Origin of the sequence: Pseudomonas sp. GL-RE-26 (genome assembly GCF_019956275.1) — a bacterium.
Classification (GTDB): Bacteria; Pseudomonadota; Gammaproteobacteria; order Pseudomonadales; family Pseudomonadaceae; genus Aquipseudomonas; species Aquipseudomonas grandcourensis.
The window spans coordinates 74,972-100,682 of record NZ_JAHBDI010000084.1 but is presented as its reverse complement, the minus strand read 5'-3'; the positions used below and the strand labels follow the sequence as shown (position 1 = coordinate 100,682).

The 25,711-nt window shown below is 60.5% G+C and carries 25 protein-coding genes and 1 pseudogene; 13 read left to right on the top strand and 13 right to left on the bottom strand.

What is annotated here, in order from left to right; all coding sequences use genetic code 11:
* Positions 1–3 precede the first annotated feature (3 nt).
* Positions 4–789 (bottom strand): IclR family transcriptional regulator, encoded by a 786-nt coding sequence (locus KGB07_RS29045; protein ID WP_046040119.1) that lies wholly within the window; start codon positions 787–789, stop codon positions 4–6.
* Positions 790–954: 165 nt separating this feature from the next.
* Between KGB07_RS29045 and hmgA the strand changes: the two genes are divergently transcribed.
* From hmgA to maiA, 3 genes are read left to right on the top strand one after another with little or no spacing between them, the layout of a single operon-like run.
* Positions 955–2,259, top strand: a complete 1,305-nt coding sequence (gene hmgA, locus KGB07_RS29040) for a homogentisate 1,2-dioxygenase (RefSeq protein ID WP_223467461.1) — start codon at positions 955–957, stop codon at positions 2,257–2,259.
* Positions 2,260–2,262: 3 nt separating this feature from the next.
* The gene (gene fahA / locus KGB07_RS29035; protein ID WP_046040121.1) at positions 2,263–3,567 is read left to right on the top strand and encodes a fumarylacetoacetase; all 1,305 of its coding nucleotides are present in this window, start codon (positions 2,263–2,265) and stop codon (positions 3,565–3,567) included.
* Positions 3,568–3,579: 12 nt separating this feature from the next.
* On the top strand, positions 3,580–4,215 hold the full coding sequence (gene maiA / locus KGB07_RS29030) for a maleylacetoacetate isomerase (RefSeq protein ID WP_223467460.1): 636 nt from the start codon (positions 3,580–3,582) through the stop codon (positions 4,213–4,215).
* Positions 4,216–4,299: 84 nt separating this feature from the next.
* Here maiA and KGB07_RS29025 read toward each other — a convergent pair whose 3' ends face one another.
* Positions 4,300–5,103: a SirB1 family protein gene (locus KGB07_RS29025; protein ID WP_046040124.1), complete on the bottom strand. Its 804-nt coding sequence runs from the start codon at positions 5,101–5,103 to the stop codon at positions 4,300–4,302.
* Between the two features lie 183 nt (positions 5,104–5,286).
* Between KGB07_RS29025 and KGB07_RS29020 the strand changes: the two genes are divergently transcribed.
* Positions 5,287–6,306, top strand: a complete 1,020-nt coding sequence (locus tag KGB07_RS29020; protein WP_046040126.1) for a Glu/Leu/Phe/Val dehydrogenase family protein — start codon at positions 5,287–5,289, stop codon at positions 6,304–6,306.
* A 188-nt stretch (positions 6,307–6,494) separates the two neighbouring features.
* Here the strand turns inward: KGB07_RS29020 and KGB07_RS29015 are convergent.
* Positions 6,495–6,734: pseudogene (locus KGB07_RS29015) on the bottom strand (YebG family protein); the annotation flags it as partial.
* Between the two features lie 276 nt (positions 6,735–7,010).
* Here KGB07_RS29015 and KGB07_RS29010 point away from each other — a divergent pair.
* Positions 7,011–7,511, top strand: a complete 501-nt coding sequence (locus KGB07_RS29010) for a phosphate-starvation-inducible protein PsiE (RefSeq protein ID WP_046040131.1) — start codon at positions 7,011–7,013, stop codon at positions 7,509–7,511.
* On the opposite strand, the gene KGB07_RS29005 is transcribed toward KGB07_RS29010, so the two are convergent.
* Positions 7,508–7,825: a DUF3509 domain-containing protein gene (locus KGB07_RS29005; RefSeq protein ID WP_046040134.1), complete on the bottom strand. Its 318-nt coding sequence runs from the start codon at positions 7,823–7,825 to the stop codon at positions 7,508–7,510. The two genes, KGB07_RS29010 and KGB07_RS29005, sit on opposite strands and share 4 nt — an antisense overlap.
* Positions 7,826–8,067: 242 nt before the next feature.
* The gene (locus tag KGB07_RS29000; protein ID WP_223467458.1) at positions 8,068–9,444 is read right to left on the bottom strand and encodes an L-serine ammonia-lyase; all 1,377 of its coding nucleotides are present in this window, start codon (positions 9,442–9,444) and stop codon (positions 8,068–8,070) included.
* 135 nt (positions 9,445–9,579) lie between these two features.
* Here KGB07_RS29000 and KGB07_RS28995 point away from each other — a divergent pair, with 135 nt between their 5' ends.
* The 5 genes from KGB07_RS28995 (at position 9,580) to KGB07_RS28975 (ending at position 15,643) form a co-directional block, all read left to right on the top strand.
* The gene (locus KGB07_RS28995) at positions 9,580–10,527 is read left to right on the top strand and encodes a LysR substrate-binding domain-containing protein (RefSeq protein WP_008046773.1); all 948 of its coding nucleotides are present in this window, start codon (positions 9,580–9,582) and stop codon (positions 10,525–10,527) included.
* 214 nt (positions 10,528–10,741) lie between these two features.
* Positions 10,742–11,149, top strand: coding sequence for an HPF/RaiA family ribosome-associated protein (locus KGB07_RS28990; protein ID WP_223467456.1), 408 nt, complete (start codon positions 10,742–10,744; stop codon positions 11,147–11,149).
* Positions 11,150–11,401: 252 nt separating this feature from the next.
* Complete coding sequence (locus KGB07_RS28985) at positions 11,402–11,974, top strand: RNA polymerase sigma factor (protein WP_046040141.1); 573 nt, start codon at positions 11,402–11,404, stop codon at positions 11,972–11,974.
* Entirely contained in the window at positions 11,971–12,960 is a 990-nt protein-coding gene (locus KGB07_RS28980) for a FecR family protein (protein ID WP_223467454.1), read from the top strand. The genes KGB07_RS28985 and KGB07_RS28980 overlap by 4 nt, the downstream gene beginning before the upstream one ends.
* A gap of 253 nt (positions 12,961–13,213) precedes the next feature.
* Positions 13,214–15,643: a TonB-dependent siderophore receptor gene (locus tag KGB07_RS28975; protein ID WP_223467453.1), complete on the top strand. Its 2,430-nt coding sequence runs from the start codon at positions 13,214–13,216 to the stop codon at positions 15,641–15,643.
* A 72-nt stretch (positions 15,644–15,715) separates the two neighbouring features.
* Here the strand turns inward: KGB07_RS28975 and KGB07_RS28970 are convergent, their stop codons facing one another.
* Positions 15,716–16,591, bottom strand: coding sequence for a helix-turn-helix domain-containing protein (locus tag KGB07_RS28970; protein ID WP_223467451.1), 876 nt, complete (start codon positions 16,589–16,591; stop codon positions 15,716–15,718).
* Positions 16,592–16,728: 137 nt separating this feature from the next.
* Here KGB07_RS28970 and KGB07_RS28965 point away from each other — a divergent pair, with 137 nt between their 5' ends.
* The gene (locus KGB07_RS28965) at positions 16,729–17,631 is read left to right on the top strand and encodes a DMT family transporter (RefSeq protein WP_223467449.1); all 903 of its coding nucleotides are present in this window, start codon (positions 16,729–16,731) and stop codon (positions 17,629–17,631) included.
* 27 nt (positions 17,632–17,658) lie between these two features.
* On the opposite strand, the gene KGB07_RS28960 is transcribed toward KGB07_RS28965, so the two are convergent.
* Both KGB07_RS28960 and KGB07_RS28955 read right to left on the bottom strand, forming a co-directional pair.
* A complete protein-coding gene (locus KGB07_RS28960; RefSeq protein WP_046040149.1) occupies positions 17,659–18,168 on the bottom strand; it encodes a DUF2165 domain-containing protein in 510 nt (169 codons plus the stop codon).
* 186 nt (positions 18,169–18,354) lie between these two features.
* Positions 18,355–19,329, bottom strand: coding sequence for a 2-hydroxyacid dehydrogenase (locus tag KGB07_RS28955; RefSeq protein WP_046040150.1), 975 nt, complete (start codon positions 19,327–19,329; stop codon positions 18,355–18,357).
* 192 nt (positions 19,330–19,521) lie between these two features.
* Between KGB07_RS28955 and KGB07_RS28950 the strand changes: the two genes are divergently transcribed.
* Entirely contained in the window at positions 19,522–19,779 is a 258-nt protein-coding gene (locus KGB07_RS28950) for a hypothetical protein (RefSeq protein WP_046040152.1), read from the top strand.
* 85 nt (positions 19,780–19,864) lie between these two features.
* Here the strand turns inward: KGB07_RS28950 and KGB07_RS28945 are convergent, their stop codons facing one another.
* The 5 genes from KGB07_RS28945 to norR all read right to left on the bottom strand — a co-directional run bounded on the left by KGB07_RS28945 (position 19,865) and on the right by norR (position 24,312).
* Complete coding sequence (locus KGB07_RS28945; protein WP_046040154.1) at positions 19,865–20,614, bottom strand: YkgJ family cysteine cluster protein; 750 nt, start codon at positions 20,612–20,614, stop codon at positions 19,865–19,867.
* Between the two features lie 83 nt (positions 20,615–20,697).
* A complete protein-coding gene (locus KGB07_RS28940; RefSeq protein ID WP_046040157.1) occupies positions 20,698–21,024 on the bottom strand; it encodes a hypothetical protein in 327 nt (108 codons plus the stop codon).
* A gap of 147 nt (positions 21,025–21,171) precedes the next feature.
* Positions 21,172–21,657, bottom strand: a complete 486-nt coding sequence (locus tag KGB07_RS28935) for a GNAT family N-acetyltransferase (RefSeq protein WP_046040159.1) — start codon at positions 21,655–21,657, stop codon at positions 21,172–21,174.
* Positions 21,658–22,560 carry a chemotaxis protein CheV gene (locus KGB07_RS28930; protein WP_046040162.1) on the bottom strand — a complete coding sequence of 301 codons (903 nt, stop codon included), beginning with the start codon at positions 22,558–22,560 and terminating at the stop codon, positions 21,658–21,660.
* Between the two features lie 201 nt (positions 22,561–22,761).
* Positions 22,762–24,312 (bottom strand): nitric oxide reductase transcriptional regulator NorR, encoded by a 1,551-nt coding sequence (gene norR / locus KGB07_RS28925; RefSeq protein ID WP_046040163.1) that lies wholly within the window; start codon positions 24,310–24,312, stop codon positions 22,762–22,764.
* A gap of 156 nt (positions 24,313–24,468) precedes the next feature.
* Between norR and hmpA the strand changes: the two genes are divergently transcribed.
* On the top strand, positions 24,469–25,650 hold the full coding sequence (gene hmpA / locus KGB07_RS28920; protein ID WP_223467447.1) for an NO-inducible flavohemoprotein: 1,182 nt from the start codon (positions 24,469–24,471) through the stop codon (positions 25,648–25,650).
* The last annotated feature ends 61 nt before the right edge of the window (positions 25,651–25,711 follow it).

Below are 25,711 nucleotides of genomic sequence, written 5' to 3'. Positions count from 1 at the left end.
AACTCAGGGACTTTCGTAGCCCATTCTCCAACTGATGGCCCGTGTCGCAGCCAGTAACCGCTGCGCCGCCGGGCCGTTTTCATCGGCATGGAACAGCGAGGTCGGCCCGACCACGGTCAGTACTGCCGCGATCCTGCCCATGGCGTTGAACACCGGTGCCGACAGGGCATCCACTCCCGGCATCAACAATCCATGCACATGATGCAGGCCCCGATGGCGAATCTGTTCGCTCATCGTTGTATAGGCCTGATCATCCGCCAGGGCGTGGGCGGTAACGTTTTGCAGTTCCTGTTTACGCAGATCCACGGTTTCACGCGCAGGCAAGTAAGCGCCAAACACCAGTCCCGTCGAAGAACTGAGCAATGGCAACACCGAGCCCAGTTGTGTCACCACAGTCACTGCACGCACCGCCGGTTCGATATGCACCACGGTCGCGCCCTGATTGCCCCACACCGCCAGAAAACAGGTTTCGTTCAAGTCATCGCGCAGTTCAGCCAGGGGCAGGGCGGCGACTTTCAGCACGTCCATACTGTTGAGTGCCGCCAACCCTACGCGCAAGGCTTCGCGGCCCAGGCCGTAATGGTTGGTGGCGGCGTTCTGTTCGGCGAATCCGCTGGCGATCAAGGCCTGCAAATAGCGGTGAACCTTGCTCGCCGGCATCTGCACGTGTTCGGCCAGGCGCGACAGCGAAGTCGAGGGCGACAACTCGGCCAGAGCCTTGAGGATGTCGGTGCCAACCTCGGCCGAGCGGACTTTCTGTTTGCCGTTGCTGTCGCTGGTCTTTTCCATGGTGGTGCTGTGATCCCGGGACGAATGGGCGTCTTTATAGCTTGACGGTCAATACCAATCAAATTACGTTATGCGTAATTAGATTACGATAAAAACAACCCAGGCGTGCCTCGACCTCTGCAACAGAGCGAGCGGCCACTGCCGACTCCCTGTTCAGGAGGCTCCATGAACCCCGATTCAACGACGCCAGCGCTGGCCTACCAGTCAGGCTTCGGCAACGAATTCAGCAGCGAAGCGTTGCCCGGCGCACTGCCTGTCGGCCAGAACTCCCCGCAAAAAGCCCCGTACGGCCTTTACACCGAACTGTTCTCCGGCACGGCGTTCACCATGGCGCGCAGCGAGGCGCGGCGGACCTGGATGTACCGCATTCAACCGTCGGCCAATCACCCGGCATTCGTCAAACTGGACCGGCAACTGGCTGGCGGCCCGCTGGGTGAGGTGACTCCCAACCGCCTGCGCTGGAACCCGCTGGATATTCCCGCCGAGCCGACCGATTTCATCGACGGCCTGGTGAACATGGCCGCCAACTCGGGCGCAGAAAAACCGGCCGGGATCAGCATCTACAACTACCGCGCCAACCGTTCCATGGAGCGCGTGTTCTTCAATGCTGATGGCGAGATGTTGCTGGTGCCTGAACTGGGGCGCCTACGCATTGCCACCGAACTGGGCGTGCTTGAACTGGAGCCTTTGGAAATTGCCGTACTGCCTCGCGGCCTTAAATTCCGCATCGAACTGCTCGACCCGCAAGCCCGCGGTTACGTCGCCGAAAACCATGGTGCGCCGCTGCGGCTGCCGGACCTGGGGCCGATTGGCAGCAATGGCCTGGCCAATCCGCGGGACTTCCTGACCCCGGTGGCGGCCTACGAAAACCTGCAACAACCCACCACGCTGGTGCAGAAGTTCCTCGGCGAGTTGTGGGCCTGCGAGCTCAATCATTCGCCGCTCAACGTGGTCGCCTGGCACGGTAACAACGTGCCGTACAAATATGACCTACGCCGCTTCAATACCATCGGCACTGTCAGTTTCGATCACCCCGATCCGTCGATCTTCACCGTGCTGACTTCGCCAACGAGCGTACACGGCCTAGCCAACCTCGACTTCGTGATCTTCCCGCCACGCTGGATGGTGGCCGAGAAAACCTTCCGTCCACCGTGGTTTCATCGCAACCTGATGAACGAGTACATGGGTTTGATCCAGGGCGAATATGACGCCAAGGCCGAAGGCTTTGTGCCCGGCGGTGCTTCGTTGCACAGCTGCATGAGCGCCCACGGTCCCGACGGAGAGACTTGCACCAAGGCGATCAACGCTGACCTCAAACCGGCGAAAATCGACAACACCATGGCGTTCATGTTCGAGACCAGCCAGGTGTTGCGCCCAAGCCGTTTCGCCCTCGACTGTCCGCAACTGCAAAACACTTACGACGCCTGTTGGGCCACGCTGCCCGCCACTTTCGACCCGACCCGGAGATAACCCATGACGCAGACTTCCATCACTCGCAGCTGGGTTGCATCCGCTAACGGCCACGCGGATTTCCCCCTGCAAAACCTGCCACTGGGCGTGTTCAGCGTCAATGGCTCGGCACCGCGCAGTGGCGTGGCCATTGGCGAACATGTCTTTGACCTGCAAGCGGCCCTTGAGGCCGGGTTGTTCGATGGCGCCGCGAAAGCGGCGGTCGAAGCCACCCGTGGCGGCCAGCTGAATGCGTTCTTCGAACTGGGCCGCGAGGCTCGCGTCGCGTTGCGCGAGCGTTTGCTGGAACTGTTTGCCGAGGGCAGCACCCTGCACGGCAAGATCGAAGCCCAGGGCGCAAAACTGCTGCCGTTGGCGGCGGATTGCGAGATGCACCTGCCGGCGAAAATCAACGATTACACCGATTTCTATGTCGGCATCGAGCATGCGCAGAACGTCGGCAAACTGTTCCGTCCGGACAACCCGCTGCTGCCGAACTACAAGTACGTGCCAATCGGCTACCACGGTCGTGCGTCGACCATTCGCCCGTCCGGTACCGACGTACGCCGCCCGAAAGGCCAGACATTGCCGGCCGGACAGAGCGAACCGACCTTTGGCCCTTGCGCGCGCCTGGACTACGAACTGGAGCTGGGCATCTGGATCGGCCAGGGCAACGACATGGGCGACTCGATTGCCATTGGCGACGCCGCCGATCACATCGCCGGTTTCTGCCTGCTCAACGACTGGTCGGCACGGGACATCCAGGCCTGGGAATACCAGCCGCTGGGGCCGTTCCTGTCGAAAAGCTTCATCACCAGCATCTCGCCGTGGGTGGTCACCGCCGAAGCGCTGGAGCCGTTCCGTCGTGCCCAACCTGCGCGTCCCCAGGGCGATCCACAGCCACTGCCGTACCTGCTCGACAAACGCGATCAGGCCGCTGGCGCATTCGACATCGAACTGGAAGTGTTGCTGCTCACCGAGGCCATGCGCGAACAGAACCTGCCAGCCCATCGCCTGACTCTGAGCAACACCGGGCACATGTACTGGACCGTGGCGCAAATGGTTGCTCATCACAGCGTCAACGGTTGCCAATTGCAGGCCGGTGACCTGTTCGGCTCGGGCACCTTGTCGGGGCCGGAAAACGGTCAGTTCGGCAGCCTGCTGGAAATCTCCGAAGGCGGTAAAAAGCCGATCGAGCTGGCTTCGGGCGAAGTGCGTAAATTCCTTGAAGACGGTGATGAAATCATCCTGCGCGGCCGTTGCCGCCGCGACGGTTTTGCTTCCATCGGTTTCGGCGAATGCCGCGGTAAAGTGCTGCCGGCGCGTTAACAGGAGCGGGGCATGGAACTCTATACCTACTACCGTTCGACATCTTCGTACCGGGTGCGTATCGCGTTGGTGCTCAAGGGCCTGGATTATCAATCCTTGCCGGTCAACCTGATCGCACCGCAGGGTGGCGAGCATCGACAGCCGTCTTATCTGGGCATCAACCCGCAGGGCCGCGTACCGGCCTTGCGTACCGATGAAGGCGAGTTGCTGATCCAGTCTCCCGCGATCATCGAGTACCTGGAGGAACGTTATCCACAGGTGCCACTGCTGTCCAAAGACCTGGCTGCTCGTGCTCACGAGCGCGGCGTGGCGGCAGTGATCGGCTGCGATGTGCACCCGCTGCACAACGTCAGCGTGCTCAATCGGCTGCGCCAGTCGGGCCACGACGAACCGCAGGTGGTGGAGTGGATTGGCCACTGGATCAGCCAGGGGCTGGCCACGGTGGAGCAGTTGATCGGTGATGACGGTTATTGCTTCGGTCCCGAACCTGGGCTGGCGGACGTCTACCTGATCCCGCAGCTGTACGCGGCCGAGCGTTTCAACGTATCCCTTGAGGCTTATCCGCGAATCCGGCGAGTGGCGGCATTGGCGGCGACTCACCCGGCGTTCATCAAGGCGCATCCGGCGAATCAGCCAGATACGCCTTAAGTCAGAAGCAGGATCAAAAGATCGCTGCCTGCGGCATTTCCTACCCCGATCCTCGGAGCTGCCGCAGGCTGCGATCTTTTGCTTTTAATGGACGATGGAATTGGGCGGCAAATGCCCCAGTCGTTCCGTCAGGCGAATCCGCTGGATCGGGTCGTCGCTGAGCAGCAGCGCATGCTCCAGGTCAAAACGCTCGGCGTTCGGGCAGTCCAGCCGTTGGTACAGGCTGGCCCGGGCCAGATAGTCGGCGGCAGTGGCATTGCCCAGTTCCAGGACGCGCTCGGCGTCGATCAAGGCATTGATGAAATCTTCGTGGGACAGGTACAGCTGGCGCAGGTTGCGCGACAGCCGTTGCAGCATCTGCACCGGCTCGGCGGTTACCAGGTGCTCGGCGCTGAGCTTAATGTTCGGGCCATACTGGCGGTGCAGCAGTTCCCGACAATCGTTCGGATAAAGGCGACGGCCGCCGCAGGGGTCGAGCAAATGATCGGCGCCCGGCACCCGCAGCAGGAAATGCCCGGGGAAGTTGACCCCGACCATGGGAATCTCCAGGCCCTTGGCCAACTCCAGCGCAATCAGCCCCAACGTCAAGGGTTGCCCTCGTCGGCGCTCCAGTACCTTGTCAAGCAGTGCCACTTGCGGGCGCAAAGGTGTGAAGTCGTCCTGGGCGAAGCCAATATCATTCATGCGCCGCAGCAGTGGCTGGGCCAGTTCACTGACCGGCAGCATCGGCAAGCCGCCGCTGACTCGTTGTTGCAACTCCTGGAAATCGGCCATCAACGCTTGCGGCTGCACCTCGCTGTCGTGCTCGGCCGCAATCCACAGTGCCGCCTCGAACAGCGCGGGCGGTGAACGTTGCAGGCAGGCGAAGAACGATTGGCGCGGGGTCATCAAAATCTCCGGGCAATGCCTCGTTTTAGCCCCCTCTCCGGCATTCGTCCAGTGCTGCAAAAGGGCGACCACAGGTTATTTCCGAAAGCCTGCTTCGGGGCCGTGCTTATTCCGGTGCGCTTCTGCAATTTTTGGGCGCAAGCCTATACTGGCGTCTACAAGACGTGATTCGGGAGCCTTACGATGTTCGCTCTCATGCAAAGCACTCGCCTTGAATCGCTGCATCTGAGCGTCGACTCGGTCACCGGGTTGAAGGCGGTCATTGCCATTCATAACAGCCGGCTGGGGCCTGCCCTGGGTGGTTGCCGTTACCTTGCCTACCCCAACGACGAATCGGCGGTCGAGGATGCTGTGCGCCTGGCCCAAGGCATGAGCTACAAGGCTGCGCTGGCCGGTTTGGCCCAGGGCGGCGGCGTGGCGGTGATCGTGCGCCCGGCCCATGTGGAAAACCGTGCGGCGCTGTTCGAAGCCTTCGGACGCTGCATCGAACAGCTCGAGGGCCGTTACATCACTGCCATCGACAGTGGCACGTCAGTGGCGGACATGGATTGCATCGCCCAGCAGACCCAGCACGTCACCAGCACCACCTCGGCGGGCGACCCCGCGCCACACGCGGCGATGGGGGTGTTCACCGGCATCCGCAGTACCGCCATGGCCCGGCTCGGCAGCGACAACCTCGAAGGCCTGCGCGTGGCCATCCAGGGCCTGGGTAATGTCGGGTATGCATTGGCCGAACAGCTGCACGCCGCCGGTGCCGAACTGCTGGTCAGCGACATCGATCACGGCAAGGTGCAACTGGCCATGGAGCAACTCGGCGCGCACCCGATTGCCAACGAAGCACTGCTCAGCACACCTTGCGACATCCTCGCGCCCTGCGGCCTGGGCGGTGTACTCAACAGCCATACCGTGACGCAGTTGCGCTGCTCGGCGGTGGCCGGTTCGGCGAACAATCAGCTGACGCATCTGGATGTCGCCGACCAACTGGAACGCCGCGGCATTCTGTATGCGCCGGATTACGTGATCAACGCCGGTGGGCTGATTTACGTGTCGCTCAAGCACCGCGGCGAAGAACTGTCGACCATCACCGCACACCTGTCGAAAATAAGCTCGCGCCTGACCGAAGTGTTCGCCCACGCCCAGGCGGAAAAACGTTCCCCTGCACGGGTGGCCGACGAGTTGGCGGAGAAAGTGTTGTACCGCTGAATCGGGCATGCGTTATCCACAGGCATGAAAAAGGCCCTGGGTCATTCGACTCAGGGCCTGTTCAATTCGGACTTTGCCTACTTGGCGGCTTTGGGGGCCTTGGCAGGCTTGGCCGGGGTGATCTGCTCTGCGGCCTCAACGACCTCGGTCGCTGCAACAGGTTGTGCGACTTCAACCGGTGCGCTGAGCAGTTCGGACAGGGCGTCCGGCTGGCTCTTGAACGCCTTGGCGAACACATCGCGATTCTTCGCCATATAGATCCCGGCTTCTTCCACTTGCTGCTCGGTCAGGGACGGAACGGCTTTTTGCAACACTTCAGCCAGCAGTTCGGCCAGTTCGAGCATTTTGTCATGACGGTCAGCTTCGGCTTTATCCATGAACAAGCGCTCCAGATCTCGGCTGCTGCGGTATACCACTTCGACGGCCATTCACCACCTCACATGCCTTCACATTGGTTGTCGATTTCGACTACTGTATCTATATACAGCTAAAGGATAAGCGAAACCCTGCCTTTTGGGTAGTGGCTTTTTAATGTAGACCGGATTCGAGATTTGTCAGGCGAGGCGCTGCACAGGTGCGACCAAACGCCACGGCGCGTAATCCAGAGCGGCTCGCCATCATGGGCTGGCCTTTTTTCTGCATGCAGGAAAACCGTCACGTCCAACCCGCATCATCCGGTCGAATCGACCTAAGGAAGCAGCATCGTGAAAATCAACTGGGCCGAAAAACTGCGGCAGAACGTGCATGAACTGGCCGAGTCCCTGGGCAATCTGTTTGTCGAAACCTTTCACTACATGGCGCTGTTCGCCATTGGTGCGGTGACCGCGTGGGCGGCGGTGATGGAATTTCTCGGGATGATCGAAGAAGGGCACATCAAGATCGATGACATCTTGCTGCTGTTCATCTACCTGGAACTGGGGGCGATGGTCGGGATTTACTTCAAGACCAACCACATGCCCGTGCGCTTCCTGATCTACGTGGCGATCACCGCGCTGACGCGGCTGCTGATTTCCAACGTTTCGCACCACAACCCGCCGGACCTGGGGATCATCTACCTGTGCGGCGGGATTCTGCTGTTGGCGTTTGCGATTCTGGTGGTGCGTTACGCTTCGTCGCAATTTCCTTCGGTGAAGATCGAGAACCCACACCGCAAGACAGGTGCGGGCTCCAGTGAACATCCGGAAGTAGAAAAGGGCGAGCTCTAAAGCCCCATGGCGGGTCGGGGACGGCCATTGGCTGATGGTGGCGGCAGGCTGCGCGTGCCGTCATCGGTCATGGATTCGAGGATGGCCACGGCGCTGTGGCCCTGCTCGATGGCAATGCCGAACTGAATGCTTTGCACCAGTCGTTTCAGGCGCTCGGGGTCATTGCGTTGTTCGGCGCTGATCATGCGCTTTGCGACTACGTGTCCACTGTTGGACAGGGTCAGCATGATGCTGCCATCCAGGCCCTGAATGCTCAGGTTGATCTGGTAATCCGCTGCAAAGGCATCGGTAATGAGCTGGAAAGGGTTGTCCATGATGCGTCACCGCCTGATTGAACGTGCAGTTGTTGACCAGCCGTGATCGGGTTGGTTCGCAATGCCAGACCACCGGCCATCTCGCCATCATTGTTCCCGCAGGGAAGTAGCAAGGCCCATGCCGGAAAATTGTTGGACAAAAAACCGGTAACAAAAAGGCGGGCACTGAGGCCCGCCTGGTTTTTGTCTGCCTTTTGCCTGCCCGTTTCAGGGCAATAACGGCTGGCGTGCAACCTAAACGGTCAACACTCCACCCAGTTCACCGCCAGGCCGCCCCGCGATGTCTCTTTGTACTTGTCGTGCATGTCGGCCCCGGTATCGCGCATGGTGCGGATCACCCGGTCCAGGGAAATGAAGTGTTTGCCGTCGCCGCGCAGGGCCATTTGCGTGGCGTTGATGGCCTTCACGGCAGCGATCGCGTTGCGCTCGATACACGGCACTTGCACCAGTCCGCCAACCGGGTCGCAGGTGAGGCCGAGGTTGTGTTCCAGACCGATTTCGGCGGCGTTTTCCAGTTGCTCCGGGGTGGCGCCAAGCACCTCTGCCAGGCCGGCGGCGGCCATGGCGCAGGCGGAGCCGACTTCACCCTGGCAGCCGACTTCGGCCCCGGAGATCGAGGCGTTTTTCTTGCACAGGATGCCGACCGCAGCGGCGCCCAGGAAAAATGCGACCACGTCATCGTCAGACGCATCGGCATTGAATTTCATGTAGTAGTTCAGCACCGCCGGAATGATCCCCGCCGCACCGTTGGTCGGTGCCGTGACCATACGCCCGCCGGCGGCGTTTTCTTCGTTCACGGCAAGGGCGTACAGGTTGACCCATTCCATTGCCGACAAGGTGGACGTAATGACGTTCGGCTTGCCGATTTCCTGCAGGCTGCGATGCAGTTTCGCCGCTCGACGCGGAACATTCAGACCGCCGGGCAAGATGCCTTCGTGGCGCAAGCCCTGCTCGACGCATTCGCGCATCACCGACCAGATATGCAGCAGGCCCTGGCGAATATCTGCGTCACTGCGCCATGCCCGTTCGTTGGCCATCATCAGTTCGCTCACCCGCAGCCCGTGCTGGTTGCAGAGCTTGAGCAGTTCGGCGGCGCTGGAGAAATCGTAAGGCAGCACCACATCCCCGGTCGGTGCGATCCCGGATTCGGCTTCGGCCGCTTCGATGATGAAACCGCCACCCACCGAGTAATAGGTTTGCTCGAACAGTTCGCCGGTTTCACCCAAGGCTGTCAGGGACATGGCATTGGGGTGGTAGGGCAGGCTCTCGTTTAGCAGCAGGAGATCGCGTTGCCAGTCGAAGGCAATTTCCACAGCGCCTGCCAGACACAATTTGCCGGTTTCGCGCAGGGTGTGAATGCGGCTGTCGATGGTGGTGGGATCGATGCGGTCGGGCCATTCGCCCATCAGGCCCATGACGCAGGCGCGGTCCGTTGCGTGGCCGACACCGGTCGCCGACAGAGAACCGTAAAGGCGAATTTCCACGCGTCGCACGTCAGCCAGAAGACCGTGATCGACCAGCGCTTGGGCAAAGGTTGCGGCAGCGCGCATCGGACCGACGGTATGGGAACTGGACGGGCCGATGCCGACTTTGAAGAGATCGAAAACACTGATAGCCATGCTAAAGCCTGCACATTCAATGGAAGGGAAATCGCTGCCATTTCTGTAGGACAAGCGCAATTTGGGCGATACTGCCTGTCACGATCCTGCGTGACCAACGAAAATTCCTAAGACATCCTTTAGCAGGACTAAACGATGAGTCGTCAATTACACGCCCAGACGTATGTCTGGCTGAACGTGTTTGCCTGTGCCGCACGGCACCTGTCGTTCACCCGATGCGCCGAAGAGCTGCACATCACACCGGGAGCGGTCAGCCAGCAGATCCGCCAGCTGGAAGAGCGCCTGGGCTTTCGCCTGTTTCACCGCCGCGCCCGCGGAGTTGAGCTGAGCGCAGAGGGCCAGCGCCTGGCCATTACCGTCAACGAGGCCTTTGGCAGCATCGACGCGGAATTGCGGCGACTGGACGCGGGCATGATCAGCGGGATTCTGCGGGTGCGTTCGATTCCGTCGTTCCTGAGCAAATGGCTGACGCCGCGCCTGCCGCGTTTGCAGCAGCGTTTTCCGGACATCCAGTTGCGCCTGGTGGCCGAGGACAGCAGCGTGCCGTTGCATGAAGGCGACTTCGACCTGGCGATCGACCTGAACGACGGCAGCTACCCGGGCCTGTTATCCACCGCCTTGCTGGATGAACAGATTTTTCCGGTGTGCGCGCCGAGCCTGTTGCGTGGTCGTCCTCCGCTGCACGGTCCGGCAGACCTGATGCACTTTCCCTTGCTGCACGACATCACCGCCTGGCGCGGCAGCTATGAGTACGCGGAATGGGAGTTTTACCTCAATGCCATCGGCTTCGAGGGGGCGGATGTGCGACGCGGGCATACGTTCAATCGCAATCACCTGACGATCGAAGCGGCCATCGCCGGGATGGGCGTGGCGATTGCGCGACGAACGTTGCTCAATGATGAGTTGGAGCGTGGTGCCTTGATCGTGCCGTTTGGCCTGGCGGTGCCCAATCACAAGCGTTACATGCTGCTTTACGCACCGGGGGCGTTGAGCCATCCGGGTGTGCGCGCGGTGCACGATTGGTTGGTGGAGGAGGCGGGTGCTTTTCGCAGCCTGCACCCGTTGGGGGAGCGGCAAATGTGAGGAATTTTGGCGGGTAAGCAGGGTGACCCAACTCCCGACAGTAACAGCGCTTTTGCTCGTTGTCCGGCTTTTTTTGCGTATGAATATTTATCTTTTTTCAGGGGTTGAATTGTTCAGCGTACAGACCGATTGTGTAAGTAAGAGGTCACGGTGATGACGCCCAAGGGCTTAGCTGACCGGCCTCTCGCGAGCTAGCTGAAATAAGGGATGAACTATGCAAATCCAAGTCAATAGCGATAACCATATTCAAGGCAGTAAACGACTGGAGGAGTGGGTACGTACGACCATTGAGAGCACGCTCGAACGCTACGAAGAGGACCTGACACGAGTCGAGGTTCACCTGCGGGACGAGAACGGCGATAAGCCCGGTCCCCACGACATGCGCTGCCAACTGGAGGCGCGGCCAAAAGGCCATCAACCGGTTTCCGTCACCCATAAGGCCTCCACCATGGAGCAGGCGATCGACGGAGCGGCCACCAAACTTGAACATGCGCTGGAGCATATGTTCGGCAAATTACGCGGCAAACGAGCCAATGGGGTGCCCATCGAGAGTGACGCCCATGCCGACCAGCTGCTGGAAGAAGAGTTTCTTGAGAACGAACAGGCAGCGCTTAACGGCTGACACCTGATTCACTTTTTTACCTTCCCATGAAAACGGGCCTGCATTGCAGGCCCGTTTTGTTTTCGGTGGCTTTTGGATTCCATGGCCATTGGCTGGCTCCGGGGGCAGCCAGGTTTGCGGTGCAGCCAACGGGCGAAATAGGGGCTACACCCGATCCTTTTGCATGTGAGAATATTTATCATTAGTATTGCGGCCTTGCCGGCCCCCTGACGCTGTCGTGGCCTCACCGGTTTTCAGATCGAAACATGAACGATGATCACTCTGCCCCCCGATTCCCACGATATCGAGTGCGATGAACAGCGCGGCGACCGTGCGCATTTTCTCCAGGTGTTTCTCTCCCAGCGTTCGCAAATGGAAGCACTGGTGAGTCGGCGTGTCGGTTGCCGGGCGACGGCGGCTGACCTGGTACAGGATTTGTTCCTGCGTTTCTGGCGGCGGCCGCTGGTGCAAGTCGAGGAACTCAGCACCTACCTGCTGCGCTGCGCCGGCAACATCGCCATCGACCATTTGCGCAGTGAAGGCACGCGAGTCCGGGCCAGCGAAGGCTTGATGGTCGAGCCGCCGGACAGTCATGGCAGCGGGCCACAAGCGGCGCTGGAGGCGGGCAACGATTTGCGTCACGTCGAAGCCGCGTTGCGCGCCTTGCCGGAGCGTACGCGGCAGATCTTTTTGCTCAATCGCATTCACGGCCGCAAGTACGCCGAGATCGCCAAGGCCATGGGCTTGTCCCAAAGTTCCGTGGAAAAACATATGATGCGCGCCCTCGAAGCCTGCAAGGCCAGCCTTCGGGAACCCGAATCGCGTACGCCAGGGAAAGCATCGTGAACCACCTCGAACGCGTCACCCCGACGCCCGCGCAGGAGCGGGCCGCGCTGGCCTGGCTGAGCCTGTTGCATGACCAGCCCAGCAGTGGTGACCAGGCGACGTTCAGCCAATGGTTGCAGGCCGACCCCGCTCATGCCGAGGCGTATGCCCAGGCGCAGGTCTTGTGGGAGTTGAGCGAAGGGCCGGCGCGCACGCTCGCCGATGAAGACGCTTTTGCCTTGCAGGGGTATCTCAACACCATGGACAAGTCGCGGCGCAGCACGGTCGGGCGCTGGTCCGGTGTGCTGGCGATGGCCGCGTGCCTGCTGTTGATGATCAGTGTCGGCACAGGCTGGCAGCCGATGCGCTGGATTGATGACCTGGGGGCGGATTACGTCTCGGCACCGGGGGAAATCCGCACCGTCACCCTGGCCGATCAGTCGCAGGTGACACTGGATGCCGACAGCGCCATCGCCGTGGATTTCAGTCGCGGTGAGCGGCATGTGCAACTGCGTCGCGGCGCCGGTTTTTTCAGCGTGACGCATACGGGGGAACCCTTTGTGGTGGACGCCGAGAAAGGCCAGGCGCGGGTCCTGGGTACGCAGTTCGAGGTCCGTTTGCAGCCCCACGGCGTGCAGGTCACGGTGCTGTCAGGACGGGTTGGCGTGACGGCGCAGCAGAACGCCGAACAGCAAATTCTCACCGCCGGCCAGCAAGTGGCCTATGGCGAAGGCTCGGCGGAAAAACTCCACGCGGTGGACAGCGAAGCGCAGTTGGCATGGCGCCAGGGCTGGCTCAATTACTACAAGGCGACGTTGGCCGATGTGGTGCAGGATTTGGCGCGCTATTACCCCGGTCGGATTGTGATACTGAACGATGGACTGGCGACGCGCCGGGTCAGTGGCAGCTTTCCGAGCAGGAACCCGCGGGCGGTGTTGAGTTCGTTGCAGGGGGTTTTGGGGTTTGAGCAGCATCAGGTTTTGGGGTATCTGATTATTTTGCGTTGAATCAGTCGGCCCCATCCCGAGCAAGCTCGCTCCCACAGGTTTTAAGTCGGTCACTATATTGGGGCAACACATAACCCTGTGGGAGCGAGCTTGCTCCGGGCGGCGATCCGACGATGGGGCCAGTTCAAACACCACATCACCCTGAACAAAAATATTTTCAAATTTTTGCTGAGGTAAACCCGATTGCCATCCGTGTAGTGACTGAAACTGCGAGTCATTCGCATCCGTTGCGGTTCTACACAGGTCATGAGTCATGAAGTCCAGGGCAATATCGGGTTCGGTCAAACAATGGTTGGGTGTGTCTGCGTTGAGCTTTTCGGCATTGGCCTTGTTGCCGCTGAGCGTGGCGCTGGCCGCTGAGGCGGGCAGCAGTCAGCCCCGTGGGCAGTTCAATTTCGCGCTGGCCGCCAAACCGTTGCCCCAGGCCCTGAGTGATTTCAGCCGGATGACCGGCATCAGCGTCGTCTACACCGACGAAGCGCCGTACGGCGTCAATGCGCCGGCCATCAACGGCCAGATGAGCGCCGAACAGGCCCTGCAACGTCTGCTCACCGGTTCGGGTTTGACCTTCCGTCGCACCGACGGCCACACCTTCGCACTGGAACCGCGGCCAACCGACGGCGCATTGAATCTCGGCGCGACCACCATCACCTCGTCGATGGATGAATCCATGAGCTACCAGCCGCCACCGACCTCTTCGGTGATGCGCTCTTCGGCCCCGATTCAGGAAATCCCGCAGACCATCAACGTCGTCCCGGCCCAGGTCATTCGCGACCAGGCGCCGCGCAATCTCGATGACGCCCTGGCCAATGTCAGCGGCATCACCCAGGCCAACACCTTGGGCAGCACCCAGGACTCAGTGATGGTCCGTGGCTTTGGCGACAACCGTAACGGCTCGATCATGCGCGACGGCATGCCGATCGTGCAGGGCCGTGGCCTCAACGCCAGTGTCGACCGGGTCGAAGTGCTCAAGGGCCCGGCCTCGTTGCTCTATGGCATCCAGGATCCGGGGGGCGTGGTCAATATGGTCAGCAAGAAGCCCGAACTTGAGCAGTACAACGCACTGACCGCGCGCGGTTCGAGCTATGGCGACGGCAAGAACGGCAGCGGCGGCGGTCTCGACAGCACCGGTGCCCTCGGCGGTTCCAGGTTGGCCTACCGCATGGTGCTGGACTACGAAGACGAAGATTACTGGCGCAACTTCGGTGTGCATCGCGAGAGCCTGATCGCGCCGTCGCTGGCCTGGTACGGCGAAAGCACCAGCCTGTTGTTCTCCTATGAGCACCGCGAATTCCTCACGCCGTTCGACCGTGGCACGCTGATTGATCCACGGACCAACCATCCGCTGGACATCTCGCGCAACGAGCGCCTCGACGAGCCGTTCAACAACATGGAAGGGCGCTCGGACCTCTATCACTTCGAGGCCGATCACGAACTCAACGACAACTGGAAAGCTCATTTCGGCTACAGCTGGAACCGCGAAACCTACGATGCCAGCCAGGTGCGCGTGACCGCCATCGACACCAAAAAGGGCATCCTGACCCGCAGCATGGACGGCACCCGGAATGCGATCAGCACCGACCGTTTCACCACCGCTAGCCTCGAAGGCAATGTGAACGTACTCGGCATGCAGCATGACCTGCTGTTCGGCATCGACGACGAATACCGCAAGATCTTCCGCGAAGACCTGATCCGCCAGAAAAGCCGCACCCAGTTCAGCTACGTGAACCCGATCTATGGTCAGGAAGTGCCGGGCACCACCGTCAGTGCGCCCGACAGTGCGCAGACCGATGAACTGCGTAGCGATTCGGTCTTCCTGCAAGACTCCATCCACCTCACCGATCAGTGGACTCTGGTGGCCGGCGCGCGTTTCCAGGCGTACGACCAGTACGCCGGCAAAGGCGTGCCGTTCCACGCCAACACCGACAGCAACGGGCAGAAATGGGTGCCGCGCGCAGGCCTTGTGTACAAGTACACCGATGCATTGTCGTTCTATGGCAGCTACACCGAGTCGTTCAAGCCAAACTCCACCATCGCGCCCTTGAGTGGCAGCAGTACTGTGCTTGACGGCGGCATCGCACCGGAAGAAGCCAAGTCCTGGGAGCTGGGTGCCAAGCTTGATCTGCCGGGCCGCGTCACCGGCAACATTGCACTGTTCGACATCAAGAAACGCAATGTGCTGGTGGCCAACGCCGAAGGCCCGACCACGATTTACAGTGCCGCCGGCGAAGTGCGCTCCCGTGGCCTGGAAGTGGACTTGAGCGGTCAACTCAGCGATCGCTGGAGCATGATCGGCAGCTACGCCTACACCGATGCCGAGGTCACCGAAGACCCTGTTTACCAAGGCAATCAACTGCAAAACGTGGCGAAGAACAGCGGCTCGTTGTCGGCCGTCTATGACTTCGGCAGCGTCATTGGCGGTGATCAACTGCGAGTCGGCGCCGGGGCGCGTTATGTGGGTGAGCGCGCGGGCAACGCGGTGAACGATTTCGACCTGCCGAGCTACACCGTGGCCGATGCGTTCGCCACCTACGACACCAGGGTCGAAGGGCAGACGGTCAAGTTTCAGCTCAACGTGAAGAACCTGTTCGACCGCACTTACTACACCTCGGCGGCGAGTCGGTTCTTTGTTTCCATGGGGGATTCGCGGCAGATTTCGCTGTCCAGCACGCTGGAGTTCTGACGACCGACCGCGTCATCGTTCATCGCGAGCCTGCTCGCGAAGGCGGCAATTGTGGCGCCGAAGATCCCGGGCCTAACGCAAAAACGCCTGCCGATACTCACCGGGCGTCCCGCCGAGTGACTGGCGAAACCGGTTGGTGAAATGGCTGGCACTGGAAAAACCGCAAGCCAGCGCAATCTCCCCCAGTGGCTGCGAGGTCGTGCGCAGCAACTCCCGCGCCCGCTCAAGGCGCCGAGCCAGCACGTACTGGTGGGGTGGCAAGCCGAAGCTTTCGCGGAACATCCGCGCGAAGTGGTATTCCGACAACGCGCACAACGCCGCCAACTGACCGAGGCTGATGGCCTCGTCCAGATGGCTGTCGATGAACTCCACCAGATGCCGGCGCTGATGCGCGGCCAGCCCGCCTTTAAGGCGCAAACCCTGACGCACGTTGACCTGGCTGAGCAGGGCATGGCTGAGCAATTCGTGAGCCAGGCTGCTGGTGAGCAGGCGCTCGCCCGGCTCGTCCCAGTTCAAGGTGATCAACTGCCGAAAGCGCAGCGCCTGCTGCGGATCATCGAGAAAGGTCTGCTCGCGCAGCTGCATTTCCCGTGGTTCGCGATCGAGCAGGGTGACGCAGCCGAGGGCAAACTGTTCGGGGCTGAAATACAGGTGTGCCAGGCGAATATCGCCGTTGATCACCCAGCCTGACTGGTGATCGGCCGGGAGGATGCACAGTTTGTCCGGGCCGCCCTTGTTGGTGGGCTGGTCGCGGCGAAAGGTGCCGGTGCCGCCGGCGAGGTAACAGGACAAGGTGTGATGACTCGGCGCTTCGTATTCCTGGGCGTCGTGGTGATTGCTCCACAAGGCTGCAGACAAGCCGTCACCGAGCTCGGCACTGTGCTCGAGGCGAGCATTCGGCGAGCGGTTGAGGGCTTGAAAGACTTGCAGGTTGTCCAGTGCGGCCATATGGGTTCTCTCCAACGCCTTGCATCCTACTCCGTAGACGTGCGCCTGCCAGCCTGTCGCCAGACAAAAGCGCAAGTTTATGCAAGTGCGCCCAGGCGTTGCGCCGGACACTGGGCTCCTATCGAGGAGCCTTAGTCATGAACCTTTCTTTGTACCTGCTGACCGTGCTGATCTGGGGTACCACCTGGATTGCCTTGAAATGGCAACTGGGCGTGGTGGCCATTCCCGTGTCGATCGTCTATCGCTTCGGCCTCGCCGCGCTGGTGCTGTTCGTGATCCTGCTGCTCAGCCGACGCCTGCAAGTGATGAACCGTCGCGGGCACCTGATCTGCCTGGCTCAAGGTTTGTGTCTGTTCTGCGTCAACTTCATGTGCTTCCTCACGGCGAGCCAGTGGATCCCCAGCGGTCTGGTGGCGGTGGTGTTTTCCACCGCCACCTTGTGGAATGCCCTCAATGCGCGGGTGTTTTTCGGTCAGAAAATCGCCCGCAATGTGCTGATGGGCGGTGCGTTGGGCCTGCTGGGGCTGGGACTGCTGTTCTGGCCGGAGCTGGCCGGGCATACCGCGAGTCCGGAAACCTTGCTCGGTCTCGGCCTGGCCCTGTGCGGCACCTTGTGTTTCTCGGCGGGCAACATGCTTTCGAGCCTGCAGCAGAAGGCCGGTCTCAAGCCACTGACCACCAATGCCTGGGGCATGGCTTACGGGGCGGCGATGCTCTCGGTGTGGTGCCTGGTCAAAGGCATTCCCTTCGACATGGAGATGAGCGCGCGTTACATCGGGTCACTGTTGTACCTGGTGATTCCGGGATCGGTGATCGGTTTCACCGCATACCTGACCCTGGTCGGACGCATGGGGCCTGAACGGGCTGCGTACTGCACGGTGCTGTTTCCGGTGGTGGCGCTCAACGTGTCAGCGTTCGCCGAGGGTTACCAATGGACGGTGCCGGCGTTGTTGGGGCTGGTGTTGGTGATGTTGGGTAACGTACTGGTGTTTCGCAAGCCAAAACCACGCTTGGTACAGGGAAGTAGCAAGCTCGCTTGAAACGATGCTCATTGAGCACTGAAGTCCTCAGTGCTCGACTTTTATCACAATATAAATCAGCAGCGGAAGTATGAAGTCGACAATGTGTCGGGTCCAGTCTTTGTAACTCCAGGCTTGTGATTGGTCCATGTTGAACCATTCCACTCCGATAACTTGAAAGCCGACATAGTAAAGCGAGAGTGCAATGAATAATCCAATGATCGCGGGCTTTTTGGCTTCGTGAAATTCTTCAGCGCTGCTATTCATGTTTTTATAAAGATAACAGGTTCCGATCATGAAGAAGAGCGTATAGATAAGTTCAAGTGTAATGATGAACCAGTAGATTCGGTGATGGAATATGTGCGAGGTAATGGCCCTGTAGCTGTACCTCCCGTCGTCATCAGTGGTCTCCATGCTCAGGATGTGACTGATGTTTTCGTAGTTGGTTGTATAGTCTGTAAAGTTGCTGTACATCACCAGCAATCCAAAAAAGCTAATGAATAACATTAGTGTGGCTTTACTGAAGCGTATGACTTTATTTGTCGTGAGTGGGTTCAAGGTGATGGTCTCCTTTGTTGTTCCCGTTGTTGCTGGAAAAGTAAGGAGAGTCTAGCGCGTGGTTTTATTGAATGTTTATTGACTGAATTGCAGGGTGTGTATCCAGACAGCTTTTTACAGGTTGAGAGTGATATTGTTTTTGTTCTTTGTATTAAAGGGCAGGCGCTTATAACGCCTGCCCTTTTTTTAACCCTTCCAGACTTGCGGGTTGACCAGGTCCTGCGGTCGTTCCCCCAACAGCGCACTGCGCAAGTTGGCCAGGGCACGGTTGGCCATGGCATCGCGGGTCTCATGGGTGGCCGAGCCGATGTGCGGCAAGGTCACGGCGTTTTTCAGCTGGAACAGTGGCGACTCGACCAGCGGTTCTTTTTCGTATACGTCCAGCCCGGCACCACGAATGCGGTTGTTTTGCAGCGCCTCGATCAGCGCCGGTTCATCCACCACCGGACCACGGGAAATGTTTACCAGAATGGCACTCGGCTTCATCAGCGCCAGTTCGCGATGGCTGATCAGGTGTTTGGTCTTCTCGCTGAGCGGCACCACCAGGCACACGAAATCGGCCTCGGCCAGCAATTGATCGAGGCTGCGGTACTGTGCGCCGAGTTCCTGTTCCAGCTCGGTCTTGCGGCTGTTGCCGCTGTAGATGACCGGCATGTTGAACCCCAGGCGACCGCGTCGGGCGATGGCCGCACCGATATTGCCCATGCCGACAATGCCCAGGGTCTTGCCATGCACATCGCAACCGAACAGCTGCGCACCGACAGTGGCCTGCCATTGCCCGGCCTTGGTCCAGTCGTCAAGTTCGGCGACGCGACGGGCGCTGCTCATCAACAGGGCAAACGCCAGGTCGGCGGTGCTTTCGGTGAGCACATCCGGCGTGTTGGTCAGCATGATCCCGCGTTCGTTGAAGTAGGCCAGGTCATAGTTGTCGTAGCCCACCGAGACACTGGACACCACTTCCAGGCTGGCGGCGTTCTCCAGTTGCGCACGACCGAGTTTGCGGCCTACACCAATCAAGCCATGGGCATGGGGCAGGGCTTCGTTGAACTGGGCGTTGATGTCGCCGTTTTTCGGATTCGGCACGATGACGTCGAAGTCTTGTTGCAGGCGTTCAACCATTTGTGGAGTGACGCGGCTGAATGCCAGGACAGTCTTTTTCATAGGGGGGGCTCGTCGGGCGGTGAAGAATGATGAGCACGCTAACATTCTTCACGGGATTTGTGCGAGTCGCTCAGCGGTCGTTGCAAGCTTGCAGCTTGTGCTGCTCCATCCAGTTATACTGCGGCACTTCTTATACTGTGGCATGCGGCCCACTCACCGGGCCCGACATTTCATGCACCACCCGGAGCTTTCATGACATCCCCGAAACAACCGCCGGTAGCCGACGCCTTGAGCGACGCACAGGCAGAGCTGCCAGACAGCGTCGACTCCAGCGCCGACAGCGAATCCAAAGCCGAGATCCCGACCTTCAAATTCCCGTTCAAGCCGGGTGAGCTGGCGGCCGCCAAGGGTTCCAACCAGCCGTGGTACAAGAACGGCGCCAAGAACGGCCACACCAAGACACCGGGCATGGCACCGCCGGGGACTCGTCGGTCGATGGGCAAGCGCTAGGCCTTCATGCTGCGGTGCTTGACCTGGCCCCATCGCGAGCGAGCTTGCTCGCGATGGGGCCATTACAAGTGACGAATCCTTCGGATCAAACCGCCCGCAACGAAATAAACGAGTAATTCGCCGACGTATCCGCCGCCAATTGCGCACCTGCGGCCAACACTTGCTCGGCAATGCCATCGCCGGACACATGAAACAGCCATTCGCTGCCCCACTCTGGCAACGTTTGCCCGGCCAGGTCGTCAATGAGCGCGGCGAACTCCGCCATATCCGGAAGATAGGCGGTAAACCCGTCGCCCTTCAGCGCCGTCGTACGAATCCCCAGCAACGCACAAATCGCATCCTTCATCAGAATGTCATCACGATCCGCCTGACGGGAGCGCTGGATCAACTCCGACAATTCCCGGTCGACCAACTCACCACCGACAATCAGGTCCGGTCCTTTTTCCCACGACTCAGGCGGACATTCCTTCACGGCGGTGTTCAGAGGTATGTGCGGATTGATTTCCATCGGATAGATACGGCACACCAGCGGCCGGCGTTCGTAGATGCGGCAGAGGTTGTCTTCGTCAAGATTCCGGCAGGGGCCGACATTGTAGGCGGCGAAGGTGATGGCCACGTACACCTCGGATTCACCGCTGCGCACCGCCGCCGAACGGCGTTCGGCGTGTTCGCGTTGGTGCATCGGCAGACCCAGGCCATTGCCCAGATACGCTTCCACCAGCACGATCACCTGACCGCCATCGGCTGCCCACATCCGGGCTTCGCCCAGGGTCAGGGGCACATGGTGGTCGTTGCAGCATTTGCCGCAGCCTACACAGGAAAAGGTTGTATTCATCGAGCGTTCATTCGCATCACAGGGCATGAAACGGCGACAGAATGCCGCCGCAAAGGTCGCGATCGAAGCAAGTTATGCGCCACTCAGTTTGCCTTGCCGGCCGGGCGGATGGAGTCCCATTCGGTGACGTACGCGGTTTTGCTCTTTTTGTTGTACAGGCACAACTCGGTGCCTTGTGCGCCTTTCATGTGCTTTTGCGGGTACTGACCCTGGAGCAGGAGCGCGGTATAGCCGACCCGGTCATCGAACTGCGCGGCGGTGCCGACCGGTTTGCTGTCCTTCAGGCCACTGGCTTTGGTGCAGTTGGTGAGTACGGCTTTATCGTAGGTGGCCCAGGCGCCGGGGCTGGAGGCGTGGGCCTGGGTGGCGAGGGCAGTGAGGCAGAGAATAGTCAGGGTTGCTGCTTTCATGGTTCAGGCATCCTTGGTGCTGTGACCGAAAGGTGAGTATGCCTGAAGGTTTTGAGGTGGTTGTGCCGGCCCCATCGCGAGCAAGCTCGCTCCCACATTTGGAATGCAATCCCCTGTGGGAGCGAGCTTGCTCGCAATGGCGGTTTGTCAGAGCGGAACCGGTTCCCGGCGGACGGCGCGCATCCCGACGCTTTCATACAAGCGCCGCGCCCGAAGGTTGTCTTCACGTACCTTCAGGTCCACGAAACCTTCACGTCGCTGCTGGAACACCTTGAACGCCTGTAACAGCAGCGCACGGCCCAACCCCCGGCCCTGAAACCGCGGATGCACCACCAGGTTCTTGATATAGGCACTGGTCCAGCACTGGCAAACGCCCACCACTTCCCCGGCATCCAGGGCAATGAAGCACAGGGCCGGGTCATATTCCGGGTCGGTTTCGAACTGCCGTTGCCACATCTCCAGCGCAGCTACGCGACCACCGCCGTCGAGATAACCGAACTCCATCAACCGGTGCACGGCGGCGCCCAGTTCGGGACGGTATTCGCTCAGTTGCAGGCCGGCTGGCCACTCGGGGGAGGGCACGACAACAGAGAGGTCGCGCCGCATCAGCCAGCAGAATTCTTCGGTCAACATTCAATAACCCTGTTCGGCGACAGCCTTGGCCGCGGTGATCAGGCACTGGGTCAATTCCGGCGAAGAGAATTTGGTCAGCACCGCGTTCGCCCCCGCCAGTCGTGCTTTCTCGGCGTTCATCGCACTGTCCAGCGAGGTGTGCAGCAGTACATAAAGATGCGCGAAATCCGGGGTTTCCCGCAGGGTGCGGGTGAAGGCGTAGCCGTCCATCTCCGACATTTCGATGTCCGAGACGATCAGGTTGATCTGCTGCGCGGTGCCTTGCAGGTCCAGCAGGCAGTCGATGGCTTCCTTGGCGCTGCGGGCGGTATGGCATTGCAGGCCAAGGTTACGCAGGGTGTGCACCGATTGCTGCAAGGCGACCTGGCTGTCGTCGACCACCAGGATGCGCGCGTTGCCGAGCAGCTCGGCGTCTTCCATGCTCAGTTCGGTCGGCGCCATTTCGATTTGTGCCGGGGCGATGCCGTGGATGACTTTTTCGATGTCCAGCACTTGCACCAGGGTGCCATCGACCGACGTCACGCCGGTGATATAGGCACGCAAACCACCAGAGCCGAAGGGCGGTGGGTGGATGTCGGTGGTCAGGCAATGGACGATCTTGCTCACGGCCTGCACGTGCAGGCCCTGCTTGGAACGGCTGACGTCGGTGACGATCAGGCAGCCGCCGTTCGGGTCTTCCAGCGGACGCTCGCCAATGGCACGGCTGAGGTCGATCACCGACAGCGAGGCACCGCGCAGGGTGGCGATACCTTTTACGTGAGGGTGCGACTCCGGCAGCCTGGTCAGCGGCGGGCAGGGAATGATTTCACTGACCTTGAGCAGGTTGATCGCCATCAGCTTGCCGCTGCGCAAGGTAAACAGCAGAAGCGAAAGTGAGTCTGCGCGGGCTTTGGTGGAGGACATAGGAACCTTCTCTGGAAAAAGGTGACGGGCAATCCCGGGATCGCCAATGACTTCGATGCCGGGTTATCGACTTGTCGGGGGCAGGCTTTAGGGTGAATTCCCATCTTGGACCAAACGGTGGACCTTTGTGGCGAGGGAGCTTGCTTGTGGCGAGGGGGCAAGCCCCCTCGCCACAAAGACTCCACTCACCCTATAGCGACGCTATTTCATCCCCAACCGCTTGGCCATCCGCCCCAGGTTCGCCCGATCCAAGCCTAGCTCACGGGCCGCGCTTGCCCAGTTGTTGTTGTGCCGCTCCAGGCAGGCACCGATCAATTGGCGCTGATAATGCTCGGTGGCCTCGCGTAAATCGCCGGTCACCGCTTGCGTGATGGTGGCGACGGGTTGCTCGGCGGCGGCTTCAACGCTGGCGTTGGGCAAGTCGAAATCGGCTGCGCTCAAGCTGAGAATCTTCGGCCGTTCCTTGCAATTGCCCAAGGCCTTCAAGGCGCTACGGCCGATCAAGTGTTCAAGCTCGCGCACATTGCCGGGCCAGTCGTAGGCCAATAGCGCGGCCTGGGCGTCGCTGTTCAGGCGCAGGCTGTTGAGGCCCATGCGTGAGCGGTTCTGCTCCAGGAAGTAACCGCTGAGCAGCAGCACATCACGCCCGCGATCGCGCAGGGCCGGTACCAGCAGCGGATAAACGCTGAGGCGATGGTAGAAGTCGGCGCGGTAACGGCCGCTGCGCACTTCTTCGGCGAGGTCACGGTTGGTCGCCGCGATCAGGCGCACGTCGACCTGATGCTCCTGGTCCGAACCCAGTCGCTGCAGTTGACCGCTCTGCAACACCCGCAGCAACTTGGCCTGCACGGTCAGCGACAACTCACCGACTTCATCGAGGAACAGCGTGCCGCCGTTGGCCAGTTCGAATTTGCCGCGGCGGTCGTTCATCGCCCCGGTAAAGGCGCCGCGGACATGGCCGAACAACTCGCTTTCCACCAATGTGTCGGGCAGCGCGGCGCAGTTGAGGCTGATGATCGGTTTGTCGGCGCGGGGCGAGGCGGCATGGATGGCCTGGGCCACCAACTCCTTGCCGACCCCGGTTTCGCCAGTGATCAACACGGTCAGGTCGCTGCCGCCCACCAGGCTGATTTCTTCGACCAGACGCTTGTGGGCCTTGCTCTGGCCGATCATCTCGCGATTCTGCTGGCCGCTGGCCTGGCGGTAGACCTCGGCGCGTTGATGTTCATCTTCGACCCTGTTGTTCAGCCGCTCGATGCGCTCGGCGGCGTTGACCGTGGCCGCCGCGAGGCTGGCGAAGGCTTGCAGGGCATCCAGTTCGATCGGTTCGAAGCGCTCTGGGTCTAGGGCGTCGAGGGTCAGCAGACCCCAGGGGCGCTCGTCGATGAACAACGGGCAACCCATGCAGTCGTGGACTTCCAGATGATCATCGAGGCCATCGACCAGACCGTCATAGGGGTCCGGCAAGTCGCTGTCGGCAGCGAAACGGGTCGGGCCGGGGCCGCTGAGCAGCGCTTCGAAACGCGGGTGCTCGCTGACCTTGAAGCGCCGACCGAGGGTGTCGGTACTCAAGCCGTCGACGGCCAGCGGCACCAGCCATTCACCATCAAGGCGCAGCAGGGCGGCGGCGTCGCACGGGAGCAGGGCGCGCATGGCTTCCAGCAGGCGGCGATAACGTTCGCCCTCGGGCAATTCGCGGGACAGGTCGGAGACCAGGGGCAGCAGGGCAGTGAGCAGGGATTTTGCAGTCATAGTGACTCCGTGTAGTCGGTATGACTATAAGGCAGGTCGTGTCGAAATGACTATTGAGTTATTAACTTATTGATTTATAACGATTAAATAGTTGGCACGAAAGCTGATAAGCATAGGGTAATCCGTTAGCAATCCAAGAAGACCAGGAGTCACCTTATGCTGAGCGCTCAAGACCGTGCCATCGTCAAATCCACCGTGCCGCTGCTCGAAAGCGGTGGTGAGGCGCTGATCACGCACTTCTACCGCATGATGCTCTCCGAATACCCGGAAGTCCGCCCGCTGTTCAACCAGGCCCACCAGGCTAGTGGTGATCAGCCGCGTGCGTTGGCCAACGGCGTATTGATGTATGCGCGCCATATCGACCAGCTCGACCAGTTGGGCGACCTGGTGGCCAAAATCATCAACAAGCATGTGGCCCTGCAGATTCTGCCGGAGCACTACCCGATTGTCGGCACCTGCCTGCTGCGGGCCATCGCCGAAGTATTGGGCGAAGAGATCGCCACCCCGGAAGTGATCGCAGCCTGGGGCGCGGCCTACGGCCAACTGGCGGACATCCTGATCGGTGCCGAAACCAGCATCTACGACCAGAAGGAACAGGCACCGGGCGGCTGGCGCGGGGCGCGGGAATTCATCGTGACCGGCAAGGTCGAGGAGAGCGCCGAGATCACTTCGTTCTACTTCGAGCCCGCGGACAAAGGCCCGATCCTGGTGGCAGAACCCGGCCAGTACATCGGCATGAAACTGATCCTCGACGGTGAAGAGATCCGTCGTAACTACTCGCTGTCGGCGCTGGCAAACAAAGGCCAGTACCGTATCAGCGTCAAACGTGAGGACGGTGGCCGCGCTTCCAACTTCCTGCACGACCAGTTGCAGGTCGGCGCCAGCATCCAGTTGTTCCCGCCATCGGGCGAGTTCGTCCTGACCGCCAGCGACAAGCCACTGGTGCTGATCAGCGGTGGCGTCGGCATCACCCCGACCCTGGCGATGCTCGAAGCGGCGCTGGAGACCCAGCGGCCGGTGCATTTCATCCACTGCGCGCGCAACGGCAGCGTCCATGCCTTCCGCGACTGGATTGATGGCCTGGCCGAGCGTCACCCGCAACTCAAGCGTTTCTATTGCTACTCCGAGGACGACGGCGTGAGCCCGGCGGCGCACAAGGTCGGTTTGTTGAGCCAGCAGCAGTTGCATGCATGGCTGCCGGAGCAGCGTGACCTGGATGTTTACTTCCTGGGGCCGAAAGGTTTCATGGCCGCGATCAAGCGCCACCTCAAGGCACTGGGTGTGCCGGAGAAGCAAAGCCGTTATGAGTTCTTCGGGCCTGCTGCGGCGCTGGAGTAAGGGGGGCGCGGTGAGCCAGCCTCACCGCGTCGCTTTCATCGCGGGCAAGTCGCGCTCCCAC